Consider the following 17140-nt stretch of genomic DNA (forward strand, 5'->3'; position numbering starts at 1 on the left):
CCATGACCGGCTCAAGGGCTCAGCCAGCCAACAGGCAATCCGGTCCCGTTATCGCGGTGCGAGGGCTTTTCAATCATTTTGGAAGCCACGTGGTGCACGAGAATCTCGACCTTGATCTTTTCAGAGGCGAGATCCTGGGAGTTGTTGGTGGCTCCGGAACAGGAAAATCAGTGTTGCTGAGAAGCATTGTGGGGCTTAACAGACCTTCCGCCGGTCATATACTTGTCTTTGGAAAGGATCTGGCTGAACTGAGCACCAGAGAGCGTTCGGAAACCGAGCAGAGATTCGGCGTTCTGTTCCAGCGAGGCGCCCTTTTTACCTCTCTGAATCTCTTGCAAAACATTGCCCTGCCATTGATTGAGCATTGCGGCCTGCTTCGCTCAGACGCGGAGGAACTTGCCCGCATGAAGCTCGCACTGACCGGCCTGCCAGCAGATTCAGCGCTCCTGTACCCGTCAGAACTTTCCGGTGGTATGGTCAAGCGTGCCGCTCTGGCGAGAGCTCTGGCCATGGACCCGGAGATCCTGTTTCTGGATGAGCCTACTGCCGGCCTTGATCCGATTGGAGCTGCGGCTTTTGACAGGCTGATACTAACCCTCAGGGATGGGCTGGGCCTGACCGTTTTTCTGGTCACTCATGACCTGGACACCCTGTACACAACCTGTGACCGTGTCGCCGTTCTGTCCAGTAAAAAAGTTCTGGTCGCAGACCGCATTGAGACGGTTGCAACAACAGACGACCCGTGGATTCAGGAATACTTTCAGGGCCCCCGGGGCCGGGCTGCCAGTTACGCATTCCGGGCCCGGGAACCGGGCCGGATACGGGAGTAGGAGCTTATGGAACCAAAGGCACATCATCTGATCATCGGGCTCTTTACGCTTATTGCAGTGGCCTCAGCACTGTTATTTGCACTATGGCTGGCCAAGTCATCTGCAGATCGTGAATGGGCCTACTATGAAATCGAGTTTGATCATGCTGTAAGCGGCCTCGTTAAGGGGAACCCGGTTCTATACAGTGGCGTCGAAGTAGGTAGCGTGCTTGAACTCAATCTGGATCATAGCAACCCTGGCCATGTACGTGTGTTGGTGCGTGTGGAAGAAGACGTACCTGTAAGGAAAAACACCAGGGCCGGGATGGTGCTGGCCAATATTACCGGCAGCATGAGCGTTCAGTTCAGCGGTGGTAGCAAAGACAGCCCGATACTTAAAGGAACCCGGGATAACCCTGCAAAGATAGCGGCGGAACCTTCGGCATTTAACAGCCTCCTGACCAATGGTGAAGCACTGCTGACCAAAGCGGAAACCCTGCTCATCAGTGCCAACCAACTGCTGTCAGAGGAAAACACCGCAAACCTGACAGCGCTTCTCCGCAACGCCCGGGAAGCGAGCGACTCCCTGCTCGGCAGTCGCGACCAGCTTACAGCCATGCTTGAGCGAATCGACGATGCAGGTAAGCGAGCTGCAGAAGCGGCATCCAAAGTGTCTGCAGTCTCTGACAGCGCCAATGCCCTGCTCCAGACCGAAGGGAAATCCGTGCTCACCAACATGAATACGGCCATGGCAAGCTTTCAGGACACGGCGGCCCGTATTGATCAGTTAACCCGGGAGAATGAAGGCGCCCTTGATTCAGGTCTTCAGGGTATGGGCGAACTGGCGCCGGCTCTGAGGGAACTGCGCAATACTCTCAGGAATCTGAACCAGTTTACCCGTCGCCTGGAACAGGACCCGAGCGGCACCCTGTGGGGCGGTCCCACAATGAAGGAGGTATCTCAGTGAACAGGATAACTGCCAAGACGTTCAGCTCCCTGGGTGCCGCACTGATTCTTTCGGGAATGATGACAGGCTGTACGGTTTTTCCTTCAAAGGAAGCTCCAAGGGTAATGGATTTTCCCGTACCAGAAGGCCTGAAAATAAGTGATATTGCCCGGTCCCAGAGCCTGCGCATTGATACACCTTCGGCTTCAGAACCTTTCAATAGCAAACGGATTCTGGCCAAGCCTGAGCCCTGGGAGTTCCGTGTCTATAGCGGAGTAAGGTGGAGGGATACAACGCCAGTTATCCTCAGGGATATGCTGACGGGCGCATTCAGGGCCACCGCGGGCTTTGATGATGTGATCATGGATACGGGGCCGGGCAATGCAGATCTTACTCTGGCTACAGAGATTACGGCATTCCACACTCTCAGCCACGGTGATGGCACCCGGGCCACCATCGCCATCTATGCTCAACTGATCACTAATCGTTCAAGAACAACACTCTGCTCCAGGAGTTTCACCGTCTCTGCCCTGGCGAAAGACAACAGCATAGATTCCATTATCCAGGCATTCGGCAATGCAGGAGAAAAGCTGGCAGAGGGCGTTATTGGCTGGGCAAAGGCCTGTGAAGCCGGCCCGGCTCAGTCGTTTTCCGGAAACAGATCCGGCCAGGCTGCCTTGATGTAAAGCCCCATGGACCAGAGTGTCAGGAACGCAGCAATGTACAACAGAACCACGGAAAGCTCTGACAGCAGCTGCCCCGGAGGAAAGGCCAGAAGGCCAACGATAGAGGCCATTTGTGCTGTGGTTTTAACCTTGCCGATGTAGGAGACAGCAACGCTTGCGCGACTGCCTATCTCAGCCATCCATTCCCGCAATGCAGAGATCACAATCTCCCGGCCGATAATCACCGTAGCGGGAATGGTAAGCAGAATAGCCGAATATTCCTGAATCAGCAGCGCCAGAGCTACTGCCACCATCAGCTTGTCGGCAACCGGGTCAAGAAACGCACCAAAAGGCGTGCTCTGGTCCAGCTTACGGGCAAGATATCCGTCCAGCCAGTCGGTAGCAGCCGCAACGCCGAAAATCGCCGCACTCGCCATATAACTCCACTGCACGGGGAGATAAAACACCACCACAAAAACCGGAATCATGAGAATGCGGGAGAGTGTGAGCAGGTTGGGTAAAGTCATACGGTTATTACTCGTCGTGCAATGCTGCATATAAGTTTTCAGCCAGTGATTTGCTGATGCCCTGTACCTTGGTCATCTCATCAATGCTGGCTTTGCGTAGTTCCTGTATGCCACCGAAATACCGGATCAGCTCCCGGCGGCGTTTGGGGCCGACCCCTTCAATGCCTTCCAGAGTAGACTGACGACGTTTTTTGTCGCGCCCCTTACGGTGTCCGGTAATAGCAAAGCGATGGGACTCATCCCTTATGTGCTGGATCAGGTGCAGCGCCGGCGAATCAGCCGGCACCCGGAACACGTCACCCGTCATGGCATCAATCAACTGTTCCATGCCTGCGCGCCGGGTTACACCCTTGGCAACCCCGATCAGCGGTATATCAGAAACCCCAAGTTCATCAAACACTTCCCGCGCAATGCTCAACTGGCCCTTACCGCCGTCAATGAAGACAAGGTCCGGGCGCTTGCCCTCACCCGCAACCATGCGGCGGTAGCGACGCGTCAATACCTGGCGCATGGCGCCATAATCGTCTCCGGCAGTCACACCTTCGATGTTATACAGCCGGTAATCACTTTTCAGAGGACCATTCTCATCGAAAACGACGCAGGATGCGACGGTATTTTCACCGTGACTGTGACTGATATCGAAACATTCCATCCGTGAAGGGGTATCTGTAAGCTCCAGCATGTCACGCAGGGCCAGTAAACGGCGATAGACCGTCTCCTTGCTGGCGAGATGAGTCAGCAATGTCTGCCGGGCATTCGTCATCGCCAGCTCCAGCCAGCGGCGGCGCTCACCGCGGACATTTCCCCTTATGCGGGTTTCGCGATTCGCGGCATCGGAAAGCGCCTGAGCAAGGAGTTCCTGGCCGTCAACATCAACCGGAACCAATACATCTCTCGGAATCTCGCGCCGGGCACTACCGCCAAAATAGTATTGCCCCAGAAATGCACTGAGCAGTTCTCCCTCGGACTGTTCAAGAGAGTAACGGGGAAAGTAATCCTTGGTACCCAGAACCCTGCCCCCGCGCACGATGATAACCACAACACATACAACGCCGGCATCCTGTGCGATGGCAATAACATCGGCATCACCACCCTCCCCGTCTACCGACTGCTGCTCCTGCACATGGCGCAGATGGTTAATCTGATCACGGCAGGTGGCGGCTTTTTCAAATTCCAGCTTTTTGGCAGCCGACTCCATCTCATCCATCAGGTCACGAATGATGACGGGGTTCTTGCCTTCCAGGAACATGGTGGCGTGGCGGATATCCTGAAGGTAGTCCTCAGGCGAAATGTATCCCACGCAAGGCGCCGTGCAACGATTGATCTGATACTGCAGACAGGGGCGATTTCTATTCCTGAAATAACTTTCACTACAAGACCTTATACGGAATACCTTTTGTAAAACATTAAGGCTTTCCTTAACGGCACCCGAGCTGGGAAAGGGCCCGTACCAGGTGCCTCCCCCTTTTTTGGTACGACCACGCCGAAAGGTCAGCGAGGGATAATCGCTGTGGGAAGAAAGATAAATATAAGGATAGGACTTATCATCCCGGAGCAGGATATTGTATGGCGGCCGCAGAGACTTGATCAGGTTCTGTTCGAGCAGAAGCGCTTCCGTCTCACTTCCGGTGATGGTCACTTCAATGGAGGCGATCTTCGCAACCAGAGCTTCGGTTTTCGGAGCCAGGCCGGTTTTTCGGAAATAGCTGCTGACGCGTTTTTTCAGATTGCCGGCTTTGCCGACATACAGCACGGCGCCACCTTCATCGTACATGCGGTAGACGCCGGGCCGTTCCGTCAGTTGTTTCAGGAAGTGTTTGCTGTCGAACTCTCCGCTGCTTACAGTGGGAGCATCAGATCTTGTGGGCATCGAGTAACCCAAGTCGCACTGCCATCAGAGCCAACTCAACGTCGCTGGAGATCTCCAGCTTTTCAAAAATCCGATAACGATAGCTGTTTACAGTTTTCGGGCTGAGGCAAAGCTTGTCAGAAATATCCTGCACTTTCTGGCAGTCCACCACCATCATGGCTATCTGCATCTCCCGCTCAGAAAGACGATCAAACAAGGATAATTCACCCTCGTCATCCTTGTCTCCGCCCAACTGCTTGAGTGCCATTTTCTGGGCAATTTCCGGGCTGATGTAACGCTGTCCGGAGTGCGCCATACGGATGGCACGAACCATTTCCCGGATATCCGCACCCTTGGTAATGTAGGCGGTAGCGCCGCTCTGCATAACCCTGGCCGGATAAGGATCGTCGGCGCAGGCGGTTACCACAATCACACGGATTGTATCGTCGATTCTGAGGATACGGCGGGTAGCTTCGAGGCCACCAATGCCCGGCATCCGGATATCCATCAGCACGATATCGGGGCGGTCCTTGCGTACAAACTCTATCGCGTCTTCCCCGGATGAAGACTGACCAATAACATCAATATCGGGGTTGTCCGCGAGCATCCGGGTTATCCCGGAACGAACCAGCTCATGGTCATCTACAACCAGTACCCTGATCAAAATCCACCTCGCACACTGCTTTCGAAAACCAGCGCAATTGTACCGTTTACAGACACCCCCGGGTAGGGCAAACCAAAATACACCGGGAGGTCAGCCATTCATTCCGGCGCGCCAAGCCCAGCTGAATTTTCCACCGGATCAAACCAGACAACCAGGTCGCCGCGACTGATTGCATTCAGAACACGGCTCAGCTCGCCCATCGGGTTTTCGGTATCATTCAGCCCGTGGTAGCGGGTGCAGTACTCTTCTGCCAGGCCATTAAGCTGATCTTCCGTCAGCAACTCCCTGTCCACAATAAACTTTTCCTGACGTGGGTCGGGCTGCGCCTGATACGCGGCTTCATCGTTCATACAATCTCCTGTTGATGGGCTCCATCTTAAGGATTATGCATGCCCAGGAGAAGCCTCACCCACTTTCAAAATCCGTAGCGATTCTCTATCATCCCCCGTTTTCAGACCGTTTGGATGCTAATGAACTCGTCCGTTTTTCGCCTTACACTGCCCATCCTGTTCGGTTACCTCCCGCTCGGTATGGCTTTCGGGGTGCTGTTCACAACCCAGCTTGATTACGCATGGTGGGCCGCTCCGCTTATGGGGGTGGTTATTTATGCCGGTGCTGGCCAGATTCTGGCCGTCAGTCTTCTGGCAGTGAGCGCAGGCCTGCTGGAAGTATTCATTGCCATGTTCGTACTTAATGCCCGTCACCTGTTCTACGGCCTTTCGTTACTCGGGCAATTCCGGGGAGCCGGATGGCGCAAGCTATACCTGATTTTCGGGCTGACTGACGAGACCTACTCACTGCTTACCAGCAGACCCCGCTCCCGGGACGCTCTTCACGAACTGGATATTGATTTCCGCATCACAGCATTCAATCAGGTTTACTGGGTGATTGGCTGCACTCTGGGAGCACTTCTGGGGCGCAATGTAGCCTTCGACAGCACTGGCATCGAGTTTGCTCTCGTAGCCCTATTTATCGTACTGACCATAGAACAGCTCAAAGCTCTCGGGGAAGCCTTTCCTGTATGGGCTGGCGCTGCGGCCGCAGGGATCGCCATGATACTGCTGCCTCCGGCCCATCAGCTGATTGGCGCAATCGCTATAGTTACCTGTGTGCTTCTGCTTCAGTACCGCATCCTGCAGGCCCGATCCGTTACGGAGAGCAGCAGGCATGTCTGAAACCACCTATCTCGTTGCGTTTATCGCAGTTGCTGCAGCGGCTACCTTTGCGACCAGAATAATACCTTTTCTGTTTTTTGAGCGTCATACCGAGCACCCGCTGATCAAACATCTGGGGCGCTATTTACCAGCAGCGGTTATGGCTTTGCTGGCAACAGTCTTTTTGCAACGTTCAGGAAACTGGTCAGCGACGGTGCCCGGGCTTGATGCGGTTCTTGCAGGCGCAATTGTGGTTGTTATTCACCTGTGGCGTCGCAATGCCCTGCTATCGATTGCAGCAGGCACAGCAGCGTACATGCTGATCCGCCAGACCGGCATGCTGGAATCGTTATTCGTTAGCTGAGGCTTTGCCTCAGTGCCGTCCTTCCAGGCTGGCAACCAGTCTGGAATCGCTCAGAGCTGCCCTGCGGTGCTTCACCACGCCCTTGTACTCAGAGCTTTCAATCATCGCCACAAATGCATCGATTGACGGATACCGTACAAGCAGCACCTGATCCCAGGACTCGTCTGGCGGCGCGATAAGTGAACCGACACTACGACCAGACCAGATAACTTCGGCGCCCACGGCACTGACACACGCAGCTGCCTCGCGCATATATAATTGATAGGCTTCGCGGCCGCTTCGCTCTCCGGATTCATCGTCATAGTTTGCTATGTCGCGGAACCGTAACAGGTTAAGCATCACCACGGGATGGTCTTTCGGAGTGTCTGCGAGAACCTTTTTCAGCTGTTCCGGCGCGGGATTTACGGCGTTCATGCTGGCCCTTTTATTCTGGTGAGTTGCGCAATACTATATCTCACCCCATATGGCTTACCATAATTGATTTCATTACCTTTCGGTCAGATCTATCATATAGACCCCACTCATCTTCCAACTGGCCTCACTGAATGGACCTGATCAGCCTTTTCCAACAAACACTCGAAACTACACTCCCGGTTTTTGCCATGGTATTTATCGGGCTTGGGCTGCAACGGGTAGGCTGGATCGATGATGTGTTTGTTCACACGGCCTCAGCACTGGTTTTCAAAGCCACACTGCCAACGCTGGTTTTTCTGAGCATTGTGAAAGCTGACCTTGATACTTCGCTTAACTTCAACCTGCTGACTTTTTACTTCGTTGCGACTCTTGGCAGTTTCGCTCTGGCCTGGTTGTGGGCGCGCTGGCGCGTTGCCCGTGAAGACCGCGGCGTCTACGTGCAGGGAGCCTTCCGTGGCAATTGCGGCATTGTAGGGCTGGCACTGGCCGCAAATATGTATGGAGATTTCGGGCTCTCCGCAGGCGGTATCCTGTTGGGTGTCGTCATCCTGTCTTACAACGCACTTTCAGTTATTGTGCTTGCAGCCTACCAGCCTGGGCAATCCCCTGAGTGGCAGAGAATTGGTCGAGATATACTTCGCAACCCTCTGATACTTTCAGTTTTTGCAGCTATTCCCGTTGCATGGCTCAACCTGGAACTGCCAGACTGGGTAATGACCAGCGGCGATTACTTTGCCTCCCTTACCCTGCCGCTGGCATTGCTTTGCATAGGTGCAACGGTTTCATTCAGTGCCCTGCGCAGTGACAGTTCTACAGCACTCAGCTCGGCCCTCATGAAGATGGTATTTTTGCCTGCATTGTGTACCGGCGCAGCATGGGCAACAGGCTTTTCCGGCCCCGAACTCGGCCTGCTGTTTCTATTCTTCGCAAGCCCTACCGCCGCGGCCAGTTTTGTCATGGCCAAAGCCCTTGGCGGAAACGACCGGCTGGCAGCCAACATTATTGCGATAACAACACTGATGGCCAGCGTTACCATAACCCTGGGTGTATTTGTCCTGAGGGGTGCCGGGCTGATATAAACACACATTCACATACGAACGTCCAGCGGACGGTCAGGGGCATGTAAATTGGACAGCAAACCCTTTTCTCAGGCCTGCGAGAACAACAAACAGGCCATACTCGAAAAGCTCGTCTCAGTATTCAGTGGCTCCGGAACCATTCTGGAGATAGGAACAGGAACCGGGCAGCACGCTGTCCATTTTGCAGGCAACCTCCCTCACCTGACCTGGCAGCCAAGTGACCACCCGGACAACTACCAGTTGTGCGAGCCCTGGCTGGCAGAGGCCTGCCTGCCAAACATAAACAAGCCACTGGCTCTGGATGTTTCTGCTGAAGACTGGCAACTGCCGCCTGTCAACGGTGTATTCTCTGCCAACACTGCACACATCATGTCGTGGCCAGAAGTTGAATCCATGATCCGCAAGGTGGCTGCCAAACTGAAAAAAGGTGAGGTTTTCTGCCTGTATGGGCCATTCCGTTACAACGGCAGATTTACCAGCTCAAGCAATGAGAAGTTTGATACATATCTGAAGCAGTGCAATCCCTCTATGGGAATTCGCGATATGACAGAACTTGAAAGGGTCAGCGGTGAAAGCGGAATGTTTCTGGAGTCGGATATTGATATGCCGGCCAATAATCGCCTGCTGATCTGGACCCGTCATCGGTAAGCCACAAATGCCCTTCCCTGATTAATGCCGGAGACCGGCGCTGTGCAAGCGCCGGTCTCCGGAAGTCCAGGGAGTTTATCTGTTTTCAGCTGCTAACCGAAACCAGTCGGTATCGGCGCTGACTGACTTTCACCAGCGCCAGGGCAGGAAGTATCAGAGCGGCACTTGCCAACGATAACTGCAGGTTCGTCAAAGGCACAGGGCCACCGCCCGGAATGGCTAACAAAAGGCCACCAAGAATTAACGAAAGCCTCACAGGCCATTGAAGAACACCACCACGGGCCAGGTTACCGACACCCAGCAACCAACCCTGTATGGACCCCGCAATCAATACGACTCCTGCCAGAGCCTGCATTATGACGATGAGAACTTCATCCCAGCTACCCTGGAAAATAAGCGCCGGATTCAGCACGAACAGGAAAGGGATAAAATAGATAACACTACCCAGTTTCATCGCCTGAAAGCCGGTTTCCATCGGCCGGGCACCGGCAACGGTCGCAGCGGCAAATGCACCCAAGGCAACCGGAGGGGTAATGAAGCTGAGCATACCCCAGTACAGGATGAACAGATGAACCGCCAGAGGGTCCATGCCACCGCCGTTTATCAGGGCTGGCGCAAGCGCAACGGCCAGGAAAATATATGCGGCGGTCACTGTCATCCCTATTCCGAGAATGAAACTGGTCAGGGCTCCCATCAAAAGCAGCACCAATGTGTCGCCGCCAGCCAGGTAAATCAGATCATTGGCGATAGTGCCCGACAAACCGGTAACCGACAGAGCCCCCACAAGCAACCCGACACCCGCCAGAATAGCGATAAGCTCAGCAAACAGCTTACCGGCATCAGAGAAGAAGTCTTTTACTTCCTGAAACCCCCAACGCTGTGTTGGCAGCACCTGATTGATAATCAGCAAAAGGGCTGTGGCATAGAAAGGTGCCGTCGCTTCCTGTCGCAGAAAAAACAGCATCCAGATCAGCAAAGCAAATACAAAGATAAAGTACCAGCCTTCCTTGAGCGTATCCCGTATAGACGGCAAATCCTCTACGGGCAGCCCTTTCAGATCATGTCTGGCAGCATAGGCATCAATCTGGATAAACAACCCGAGGAAATAGAGCACTGAGGGAACAACTGCCGCCAGGGCAATAGTTCCGTAGGGAATATTCAGGAATGCAGCCATTATGAAAGCCGTCGCACCCATTACCGGCGGCATAAGCACCCCACCGGTCGATGCACACGCCTCTACCCCCGCAGCATATGACTTGCTGAAGCCAACCCGACGCATAGCCGGAATAGACATAACTCCGGTTGTCATCACATTTGTAATGACGCTTCCGCTCATTGAGCCCATCAAACCGCTTGAAAAAACCGCAACTTTGGCTGGTCCGCCCCGAACATGCCCTAACAAGGCAAATGCAAGGTTAATAAAAAATCTGCCGCCACCGGTTTTCTGCAGCGCAACACCGAATAGCAAAAATCCGATAACGAGATTCGCAAACGCCTGAAGAGGTATACCCATTATCCCTTCACGGCTCATAGAAAGGTAGATCGCCGTCTGTTCCGGCGTCGACGGGAATCCCTGGATAGGTCCCGGCACCACATCGGCAAAAATAGGATACACACTGGCTACAGCGACAATAATGGCTATGGGGAGTCCACCTGCTCGCCGGGTCGCTTCCACAACCGTGATCCACAGCAGAAAGCTCATGACGACTGCATACTGAGGGGCGTCATACTCCCACCCGCGATCGAGAATCTGTTCCGCGTTAAATACAAAAAATCCACAAATTGCTGCCGAAGCAAAAAAGAACAGAACGTCATACCACGGCACTTTGCTTCTGGTGGAATAACGGTTCATTGGCCACAGAATAAAAACCAGGGGCAGCATAAGTGCCACAACCGTATAGAAAAACTGGCTTTCGACCTGAGTCACCAGATTTATCAACTGCAGGTTAAAAAGGTAGTCGATTGTAAGTAAGGTCAGGACCAGGGTGAAAAGGCGGGGAACCCACAACCACCCCCCCACCAAATGCCGGATACCGGACACAGCTTCACTGTCCAGATCGATTTCAGGCGTTTGCGTCATAATGCAGAAACTCCAGTCAGCGATTCAGGCGAGAGGTGAGCACACCTCCCGCCCGGGATGATTAGGAAATCAGATAAAAATTGGGTTCATTCCCTCTGCTTCCAAAGCTGCAGCTCTCGCCTTCATCCATGCCGCGCGGAATTCATCTTCCGACTCAGGAGTGTCGCCGGACATAAACTCATCCCATGCACCCAGCAGGGTCTCCTGCCGAAGTACCAGCATGTCCTGGTGCTGCTGCATGGCATCAGTCCAGTGACCAATTTCCTTGTAGTACTCAACGACAGCATCGTGGAACGGAACTACCCACTGCATGTTCTGTTTGTCGAGCGCATAACCTGCGTTTCCGGGCGCCGCATCTTTGTACTTGTCATAATCTTCGGTAAAGACTTTTACCAGGCTCTTTACCAGCGTTTTGTCTGTGTCGGCATTTGCAACAACGATAGGGTACGGGTAGCTGGCGCCAACCCAGGGATCATTCTTGTCGATTCCGGCGCCCAGCGTAACCTCGTGCGGCTGGAAATAAGGTGCAACCTTTTTAAGCCGGGCCCAGCCCTCGGTGTCTTCCGGGTCCAGGGTCAACCAGCTGATACCCCGGGGACTGGCGGCAAGCTGCTGAGGCCCTCCGGCAACACTCACGGTGAAAGCGGTATCGCTCTGGCCGGCGATAACCCCTTCAAATGAACGGCCGTAACCCGGGAAGTCAACGCGCTCAACGTCATCCCAGGTCAGGTCACCGAACGCGAGCATGGCTTCGGTCCCAAGATTATTCGCATCATCGCCACGCAGATAGGATACGCGCTTGCCTTTAAGGTCATAGGGCGTTTTAGCGCCAATATCCCCGGCGACAGCAATACTGAGACCGAAGTTGGCAATTGACGTAGTGACCACCCGGATGGGCTGGGGGCCCCAACTCTTATCCGCAAACAAAAGTACGCCCTCGGCACCGTAAAAAGCTGCAATACCACAGGCACACACAGGAACACGGTCCATTTTCAGGGGCGTCATACGGGATACGTCATTCTCTCCGGGCAAAATCCTGAGAGATACGCCGTATTCGTTCTGGAGCAGATTACCAATAGATACCATCTGGCTGTACCCGGCCGAGCTGGTTCCATAAGCAGTTATGCCCAGGGTTTTGGGCAGTTCAACACCATCTGCGCCAAAGGCCATCACTGGAGTCATAGCCATAGCCAGGGCGAGCAGTCTTCTTTTGGGGCTAAACATTTTCGTCATCCTTTTGTTAGTTTTTATATGCGGCGCGATTTCCGCTGTGCGGAATGCTGTTTTATTTGTACAATCGACTCTAAATGAATATTCGACAACATGTCAATTTCAAAACACTAAATAATTTTTCTATCAAAATCATGACAAACTGCGGAACTGGCCCCTTACATATTGAAAGTGAGGCAGGCAGGAAAAAGGTAAGGTTCATTTTGCATGAGAGATCAACGTACACTAACCGGCCAGCCCTCAATCATTGAGGCTTTTCCCAGAGGAACCCCTGGCTAAAACGGCATAATTCAGATGAACCACTCTTTCAGAAAAGTAGAACCCGACGATATGGAGTGGCTTTACGAGCTGAACAAGGCGTCGTTCCTTGAGGTTGTGGTTCGCCAATTCGGAAACTGGGACGAAGCCTTCCAGCGAGAGATGTTTTTCGCCAAGTGGGCGCAACCACGGCAAGCCCGGATTATTGAAACAGAAACGGGCCGGATCGGCGTTCTGATTTCAGAGCAGTTGGATGATTGCGACTGGCTGCACGAGATCCAGATTGATCCCGGCTATCAAGGGCGAGGCTTAGGGACGATACTTCTTCAAAATCTGCTCACAAATGCCCGGTCAAGATGCGTACCACTTTGCCTTCAGGTATTACATGCAAACCAGAAGGCAAAGCGGTTGTATGAGCGGATGGGGTTTCGTGAGATCGAAAAACTGGAAAACCATTATCTGATGGAATCCAGGATGACCGACTAACCGGAACTAGGCTGACTGCGCATCATCCTTTTTCGCAATTTTGTGCTGATCTTCGGTGCTGTTGATTTTCCAGTAACTCGATATATACAGATGGCTTTTCAGCACCTGGCGCTGCTTCTTGAAATATGTCCGTAGTGCACGCATGCTGTGAAATTCACAAGCCGTCCAGACCGCCGGCTGGCCAGGTAGCCAGCAAAGCTGCTCAACACGTTGCAGCAGAGCGCTGGAGTCACCATCCGGGGTGGCATTTATAACCCAGTGAATCTCAACATTCTCCGGATGCGGCAGCGGCTGAATGTCCGCCTCTGTTAACACTTCAAGAACCGCATAGCCACGTGCATCTTCAGGCAGCTGAGCAAGATTGACTGCGATTGCTGGCAAGGCAGTCATATCCCCCACCAGAAGGTACCAGTCCGCGTCTTTGTTGATCAGTTTTTTCGGCCCCGGCCCGCCCACGAGAATCTGGTCACCGGGTTTCGCATTGCGGCCCCATGCAGATGCCGGCCCGTCAGCAGCGTGAAGCACGAAATCGACGTCTATCTCATCACTGCGCTGTCCGCTGACGGTATAGGTTCGCATCAGGGGTCGTGATTCCCCTTGCTGCGGAAAAATCAGTTTTATATAAGCGCTTTCCTGATCCTCCGGAAACGCGGCTAATTCCGAACCACCGAGGGTTACACGCAACATGTGCGGAGTGACATAAGCGGAGCGAATGACCTCCAGTGTTCTGGGTACAGGTTTCGACATCAGGAATCCCCCTTTTCTGTATCAGTAATCTGTTCCGCGCTGTCTGCCATGGTCTGACTGATGCGGAGGAAAAAGGCGAGCTCATCTCTCTCCAGCCCGGCAGTCAGCTGTTGTACAGCCCACTCCTCCACGGCATCCAGTTTAGCCATCACTTTCAGGCCTTCAGGCGTGGGGGTCAGCAACTGGCTGCGACGGTCCAGCGGGTTATCCGCCTTAACAATCAAGCTGGCTCCGATAAGGTCATTTAATGCGCGAGTGATCTGGGCCTTGTCCCGCTGCATACGCCTGGCAATGGACTGGGGAGTAGCCTGGTGTTGCCGGCAGATGCATTTCAGCACCCGGATATGAGTGACAGGTAATTCAATATGGTGCCTCTGAATACCTTCACGAAGAAGATGAGTATATGCATGCATCAGCCGGTGCACGGCTTCGCTGAGTGATTTGTCTGGCATAAGCAACCCCGATATAGTTGACAGGAGCAACCATACATAAAAATTGTTGACCCTGTCAACCAAACGCAGACTATCCTTAGATTGAGACCGGACACCTAGCGCCTGCACCCAGTTTCTGGAAGCTTCGCGGGATGCTGTAGCTATGACCCCTGCCCCTGCCAGGGTTTTGGCCGCTCTTGTCGCACACGGCATTTTGCCCGATATCCACGTCCAGGGCCCTTGACGCGAGAAACCTGCATCACTATCACCGATATTCGGCTTTGCAGGGGCACTTGCTCTGGTCTTTTCAATTACTTTTTTCAACTTGTCCATATCCGGAAAACTGAGTTCAACCTGAAGGAATATCCGGTAGTCCGGCTAATAGGGTATCAGAACACCTGAACCTGGAGACCTTGATCATTTTTTGTACAAAGACTGCTATATGGATTTCTGTTATTAAATTTGAGTAACCACTCAAATTGATATTGAACGATCACTCAAGTTCGGTTACAGTCAATTCCACTGAAACCTGCCTGAGGAAATATTTTATGACAAACTTTACTCTTCACGACAAAGAAAGCGCGCCCCAGGAAAGCCGGGCACTGCTCGAGAATTCCGAAAAGGCCATGGGCCGGATACCTGGTTTACATGCGGTTATGGCGGAAGCGCCCGGGCTGCTTGAAGGCTACCAACAGTTGCATAAGTTGTTCATGAACAGCAGTTTTGATGACGAGGAAGTTACCGTAGTCTGGCAAACCATCAATGTTGAAAACGCCTGCCACTACTGCGTCCCTGGCCACACGGGTATCGCCAAAGCAATGGGTGTTGATGACGCCATTACAGAAGCCCTGCGTAACGAGACCCCTCTCCCGACCGAGCGCCTGGAAGCTCTTCGTGACTTCACGCTCGCTATCGTACGAGGCCGGGGTAACGTTGACGACGCCGCTATAGAAGCCTTCCTGAACGCAGGGTTCACCAAGCGTCAGATTCTGGAAGTGATCCTTGGCACGGCTCAGAAGATCATGAGCAATTACACCAACCATCTCGCAAACACGCCGATAGACAGGGCGATGCAAAAGTATGAGTGGCATAAAGCTGACTAATCAGTAAAAGTTCGCAAGCCGGTTTGCCAGGGCGTCAGCCTGATGCAGCTTTCCGGCTTTGAATCAGAAAACATCCAGGAGATCAGGGTTATGTCGGACACCAAGCAGTATCAGCCACCCAAAATCTGGACTTGGGATGCAGAAAATGGCGGTGAATGGGCCAGCATTAACCGCCCCGTCGCCGGGCCTACACATGAAGCCCGGTTGCCCCGCGGAAAACATCCCCTGCAGATCTATTCAATGGGCACGCCCAATGGCCAGAAAGTCACTATCATGGCCGAAGAGCTACTTGCTGCAGGTGAAACCGGCGCAGAATACGATGCGCACCTGATCAGAATTGGCGAAGGCGATCAGTTTTCATCTGGTTTCGTCGACATTAATCCGAACTCGAAAATTCCGGCCCTGTTTGATACCGAAACCGGACGCAGGGTTTTCGAGAGTGGTGCAATCCTTCTCTATCTCGCTGAGAAGTTCGATCGCTTTCTGCCGAAAGATGCCGATGCACGCACTGAAGCACTGAACTGGCTGTTCTGGCTGCAAGGATCCGCTCCTTACCTGGGCGGTGGCTTTGGCCACTTTTATGCTTACGCACCTGAAAAGTTTGAGTACCCGATCGATCGCTTCACCATGGAAGTCAAACGCCAGCTGGACGTGCTCGACAGGGAGTTGGCTGAACACCGTTTTCTGGGGGGAGATGAATACTCCATTGCAGATATCGCCACCTGGCCCTGGTACGGAAATCTGGTTCTGGGAGAAGCCTACGACGCAGCGGAGTTCCTGCAGGTAGAGAGCTACAAAAACGTACGCCGGTGGGCAACAGAAATTCTTGAGCGGCCGGCCGTTCAGCGTGGACGCATAGTAAACCGCACCAGAGGAAAACCCTCTGAGCAGTTGCATGAACGTCACGATGCTTCGGATTTCGATCTGAAAACGCAGGATAAACTGGCGCCAGAATCTACGGGCTGATCCCCGGTCTTAAACAGCCTGCTCTCTGCGCGAAAGCCATGAGAGCAGGCAGATACCCACAGAATGTCAGTGCATATGTGAATCAGCACTACTATTGATGCGCAGTGCTTCCAGCGACTGTGCCATATCTTCTGCCAGGGCATGCACGGCTGCACTGCCTACATCACGCTGAGCAAAAGCCCGCAACCCCATTACTTCAGCCTGTAACCTGCGGCCAAGCCGGACCGGATCAAGCCCGCTATCCAGCTCTCCCATCTTTTGTGCATCGGCGAAACGTTCTACAAAACGCGCTTCCATACCAGCAAGCAAATCTTCGGCCTTGCTCCGGGCTGCATGTTCACGCTCACCTAACTCAAGCAGGCTTTTTACCAGCATGCATGCGCGACTTGGCAAATCCTGGTCGCAAAGCCCGCCAAGCCCGCGTAAATAAGCCGCAAGTCCCGCCAGCGGTGATTCGTGGGCGTGCAGAATACGCTCAAGGTTCTCCAGCCCCAGGCTGGCATAACGTTCAAGAGACTCCTGGAAAAGTCCGTCTTTGCTACCGAAGGTTGCGTAGATGCTGCCTGGTCGCATGTCGAGAGCTTTCTCCAGGTCCTTCAGTGAGGTGGCATGAAAGCCTTTCTGCCAGAACAGGTGCAGTGCCCGCTCCAGAGAATCCTGCCGATTGTGAATCATTGCTCGAGCCATGATTATTTCCAGTTTTCTGTACCGCGATACACCG

General features: G+C 53.4%; 20 protein-coding genes. 10 read left to right on the forward strand and 10 right to left on the reverse strand.

All coding sequences use genetic code 11. The features are described from left to right. Nucleotides 1-2 precede the first annotated feature (2 nt). The 3 genes from CPA50_RS08465 to CPA50_RS08475 are packed head-to-tail and all read left to right on the forward strand — an operon-like array spanning nucleotide 3 to nucleotide 2440. Nucleotides 3-830 (forward strand): ABC transporter ATP-binding protein, encoded by an 828-nt coding sequence (locus CPA50_RS08465; protein ID WP_096781959.1) that lies wholly within the window; start codon nucleotides 3-5, stop codon nucleotides 828-830. A 6-nt stretch (nucleotides 831-836) separates the two neighbouring features. Beyond that, complete coding sequence (locus tag CPA50_RS08470; RefSeq protein ID WP_096781960.1) at nucleotides 837-1775, forward strand: MlaD family protein; 939 nt, start codon at nucleotides 837-839, stop codon at nucleotides 1773-1775. After that, nucleotides 1772-2440, forward strand: coding sequence for an ABC-type transport auxiliary lipoprotein family protein (locus CPA50_RS08475; protein ID WP_096781961.1), 669 nt, complete (start codon nucleotides 1772-1774; stop codon nucleotides 2438-2440). The genes CPA50_RS08470 and CPA50_RS08475 overlap by 4 nt, the downstream gene beginning before the upstream one ends. Here the strand turns inward: CPA50_RS08475 and pgsA are convergent. The 4 genes from pgsA to CPA50_RS08495 form a co-directional block, all read right to left on the reverse strand. Beyond that, a complete protein-coding gene (gene pgsA / locus CPA50_RS08480) occupies nucleotides 2395-2946 on the reverse strand; it encodes a CDP-diacylglycerol--glycerol-3-phosphate 3-phosphatidyltransferase (protein ID WP_096781962.1) in 552 nt (183 codons plus the stop codon). The two genes, CPA50_RS08475 and pgsA, sit on opposite strands and share 46 nt — an antisense overlap. 7 nt (nucleotides 2947-2953) lie before the next feature. Continuing rightward, on the reverse strand, nucleotides 2954-4816 hold the full coding sequence (gene uvrC, locus CPA50_RS08485) for an excinuclease ABC subunit UvrC (RefSeq protein ID WP_096781963.1): 1863 nt from the start codon (nucleotides 4814-4816) through the stop codon (nucleotides 2954-2956). Beyond that, the gene (gene uvrY / locus CPA50_RS08490; protein WP_096781964.1) at nucleotides 4800-5459 is read right to left on the reverse strand and encodes a UvrY/SirA/GacA family response regulator transcription factor; all 660 of its coding nucleotides are present in this window, start codon (nucleotides 5457-5459) and stop codon (nucleotides 4800-4802) included. Before uvrY ends, uvrC begins: the two co-directional genes overlap by 17 nt. A gap of 98 nt (nucleotides 5460-5557) precedes the next feature. Further along, a complete protein-coding gene (locus tag CPA50_RS08495; RefSeq protein WP_096781965.1) occupies nucleotides 5558-5809 on the reverse strand; it encodes a hypothetical protein in 252 nt (83 codons plus the stop codon). Between the two features lie 120 nt (nucleotides 5810-5929). Here CPA50_RS08495 and CPA50_RS08500 point away from each other — a divergent pair, with 120 nt between their 5' ends. Together CPA50_RS08500 and CPA50_RS08505 are read left to right on the forward strand one after the other, a co-directional pair. Further along, nucleotides 5930-6634 (forward strand): AzlC family ABC transporter permease, encoded by a 705-nt coding sequence (locus CPA50_RS08500; RefSeq protein ID WP_096781966.1) that lies wholly within the window; start codon nucleotides 5930-5932, stop codon nucleotides 6632-6634. Then, nucleotides 6627-6977, forward strand: coding sequence for a branched-chain amino acid transporter permease (locus CPA50_RS08505; RefSeq protein WP_096781967.1), 351 nt, complete (start codon nucleotides 6627-6629; stop codon nucleotides 6975-6977). Before CPA50_RS08500 ends, CPA50_RS08505 begins: the two co-directional genes overlap by 8 nt. A gap of 9 nt (nucleotides 6978-6986) precedes the next feature. Here the strand turns inward: CPA50_RS08505 and CPA50_RS08510 are convergent, their stop codons facing one another. Beyond that, nucleotides 6987-7391 (reverse strand): DUF1330 domain-containing protein, encoded by a 405-nt coding sequence (locus CPA50_RS08510; RefSeq protein ID WP_096781968.1) that lies wholly within the window; start codon nucleotides 7389-7391, stop codon nucleotides 6987-6989. Nucleotides 7392-7522: 131 nt separating this feature from the next. On the opposite strand from CPA50_RS08510, the gene CPA50_RS08515 reads away from it, so the two are divergent. Together CPA50_RS08515 and CPA50_RS08520 are read left to right on the forward strand one after the other, a co-directional pair. After that, on the forward strand, nucleotides 7523-8470 hold the full coding sequence (locus tag CPA50_RS08515; protein WP_096781969.1) for an AEC family transporter: 948 nt from the start codon (nucleotides 7523-7525) through the stop codon (nucleotides 8468-8470). A 48-nt stretch (nucleotides 8471-8518) separates the two neighbouring features. Beyond that, entirely contained in the window at nucleotides 8519-9118 is a 600-nt protein-coding gene (locus tag CPA50_RS08520) for a DUF938 domain-containing protein (RefSeq protein ID WP_096781970.1), read from the forward strand. Nucleotides 9119-9203: 85 nt separating this feature from the next. Here the strand turns inward: CPA50_RS08520 and CPA50_RS08525 are convergent, their stop codons facing one another. Both CPA50_RS08525 and CPA50_RS08530 read right to left on the reverse strand, forming a co-directional pair. Continuing rightward, complete coding sequence (locus CPA50_RS08525) at nucleotides 9204-11198, reverse strand: TRAP transporter permease (RefSeq protein WP_096781971.1); 1995 nt, start codon at nucleotides 11196-11198, stop codon at nucleotides 9204-9206. Nucleotides 11199-11267: 69 nt separating this feature from the next. Further along, a complete protein-coding gene (locus tag CPA50_RS08530; protein WP_096781972.1) occupies nucleotides 11268-12422 on the reverse strand; it encodes a TAXI family TRAP transporter solute-binding subunit in 1155 nt (384 codons plus the stop codon). A 300-nt stretch (nucleotides 12423-12722) separates the two neighbouring features. Between CPA50_RS08530 and CPA50_RS08535 the strand changes: the two genes are divergently transcribed. After that, nucleotides 12723-13172: a GNAT family N-acetyltransferase gene (locus CPA50_RS08535; protein WP_096781973.1), complete on the forward strand. Its 450-nt coding sequence runs from the start codon at nucleotides 12723-12725 to the stop codon at nucleotides 13170-13172. A gap of 6 nt (nucleotides 13173-13178) precedes the next feature. Here the strand turns inward: CPA50_RS08535 and CPA50_RS08540 are convergent, their stop codons facing one another. After that, complete coding sequence (locus CPA50_RS08540) at nucleotides 13179-13919, reverse strand: siderophore-interacting protein (protein WP_096781974.1); 741 nt, start codon at nucleotides 13917-13919, stop codon at nucleotides 13179-13181. After that, nucleotides 13919-14371: a MarR family winged helix-turn-helix transcriptional regulator gene (locus CPA50_RS08545; RefSeq protein ID WP_096782393.1), complete on the reverse strand. Its 453-nt coding sequence runs from the start codon at nucleotides 14369-14371 to the stop codon at nucleotides 13919-13921. Before CPA50_RS08545 ends, CPA50_RS08540 begins: the two co-directional genes overlap by 1 nt. A 527-nt stretch (nucleotides 14372-14898) precedes the next feature. Here CPA50_RS08545 and CPA50_RS08550 point away from each other — a divergent pair. Together CPA50_RS08550 and yghU are read left to right on the forward strand one after the other, a co-directional pair. Continuing rightward, the gene (locus CPA50_RS08550) at nucleotides 14899-15453 is read left to right on the forward strand and encodes a carboxymuconolactone decarboxylase family protein (protein ID WP_096781975.1); all 555 of its coding nucleotides are present in this window, start codon (nucleotides 14899-14901) and stop codon (nucleotides 15451-15453) included. A 90-nt stretch (nucleotides 15454-15543) separates the two neighbouring features. Further along, nucleotides 15544-16419: a glutathione-dependent disulfide-bond oxidoreductase gene (gene yghU / locus CPA50_RS08555; protein ID WP_096782394.1), complete on the forward strand. Its 876-nt coding sequence runs from the start codon at nucleotides 15544-15546 to the stop codon at nucleotides 16417-16419. A 66-nt stretch (nucleotides 16420-16485) separates the two neighbouring features. On the opposite strand, the gene CPA50_RS08560 is transcribed toward yghU, so the two are convergent. Then, the gene (locus CPA50_RS08560; protein ID WP_096781976.1) at nucleotides 16486-17106 is read right to left on the reverse strand and encodes a TetR/AcrR family transcriptional regulator; all 621 of its coding nucleotides are present in this window, start codon (nucleotides 17104-17106) and stop codon (nucleotides 16486-16488) included. Between the last annotated feature and the right edge of the window lie 34 nt (nucleotides 17107-17140).

The sequence above is a fragment of the Marinobacter sp. ANT_B65 genome (assembly GCF_002407605.1).
GTDB lineage: Bacteria > Pseudomonadota > Gammaproteobacteria > Pseudomonadales > Oleiphilaceae > Marinobacter.

What these genes read in the sequence shown, in the direction of transcription:
- uvrC (WP_096781963.1), bottom strand. Translation starts at nt 4,816, where the DNA reads ATGCCCACAAGATCTGATGCTCCCACTGTAAGCAGCGGAGAGTTCGAC.
- CPA50_RS08545 (WP_096782393.1), bottom strand. Translation starts at nt 14,371, where the DNA reads ATGCCAGACAAATCACTCAGCGAAGCCGTGCACCGGCTGATGCATGCA.
- CPA50_RS08500 (WP_096781966.1), top strand. Translation starts at nt 5,930, where the DNA reads ATGAACTCGTCCGTTTTTCGCCTTACACTGCCCATCCTGTTCGGTTAC.
- CPA50_RS08470 (WP_096781960.1), top strand. Translation starts at nt 837, where the DNA reads ATGGAACCAAAGGCACATCATCTGATCATCGGGCTCTTTACGCTTATT.
- CPA50_RS08525 (WP_096781971.1), bottom strand. Translation starts at nt 11,198, where the DNA reads ATGACGCAAACGCCTGAAATCGATCTGGACAGTGAAGCTGTGTCCGGT.
- CPA50_RS08515 (WP_096781969.1), top strand. Translation starts at nt 7,523, where the DNA reads ATGGACCTGATCAGCCTTTTCCAACAAACACTCGAAACTACACTCCCG.
- CPA50_RS08550 (WP_096781975.1), top strand. Translation starts at nt 14,899, where the DNA reads ATGACAAACTTTACTCTTCACGACAAAGAAAGCGCGCCCCAGGAAAGC.
- CPA50_RS08560 (WP_096781976.1), bottom strand. Translation starts at nt 17,106, where the DNA reads ATGGCTCGAGCAATGATTCACAATCGGCAGGATTCTCTGGAGCGGGCA.
- CPA50_RS08535 (WP_096781973.1), top strand. Translation starts at nt 12,723, where the DNA reads ATGAACCACTCTTTCAGAAAAGTAGAACCCGACGATATGGAGTGGCTT.
- pgsA (WP_096781962.1), bottom strand. Translation starts at nt 2,946, where the DNA reads ATGACTTTACCCAACCTGCTCACACTCTCCCGCATTCTCATGATTCCG.
- yghU (WP_096782394.1), top strand. Translation starts at nt 15,544, where the DNA reads ATGTCGGACACCAAGCAGTATCAGCCACCCAAAATCTGGACTTGGGAT.
- CPA50_RS08530 (WP_096781972.1), bottom strand. Translation starts at nt 12,422, where the DNA reads ATGTTTAGCCCCAAAAGAAGACTGCTCGCCCTGGCTATGGCTATGACT.
- CPA50_RS08510 (WP_096781968.1), bottom strand. Translation starts at nt 7,391, where the DNA reads ATGAACGCCGTAAATCCCGCGCCGGAACAGCTGAAAAAGGTTCTCGCA.
- CPA50_RS08495 (WP_096781965.1), bottom strand. Translation starts at nt 5,809, where the DNA reads ATGAACGATGAAGCCGCGTATCAGGCGCAGCCCGACCCACGTCAGGAA.
- CPA50_RS08505 (WP_096781967.1), top strand. Translation starts at nt 6,627, where the DNA reads ATGTCTGAAACCACCTATCTCGTTGCGTTTATCGCAGTTGCTGCAGCG.
- CPA50_RS08540 (WP_096781974.1), bottom strand. Translation starts at nt 13,919, where the DNA reads ATGTCGAAACCTGTACCCAGAACACTGGAGGTCATTCGCTCCGCTTAT.
- CPA50_RS08465 (WP_096781959.1), top strand. Translation starts at nt 3, where the DNA reads ATGACCGGCTCAAGGGCTCAGCCAGCCAACAGGCAATCCGGTCCCGTT.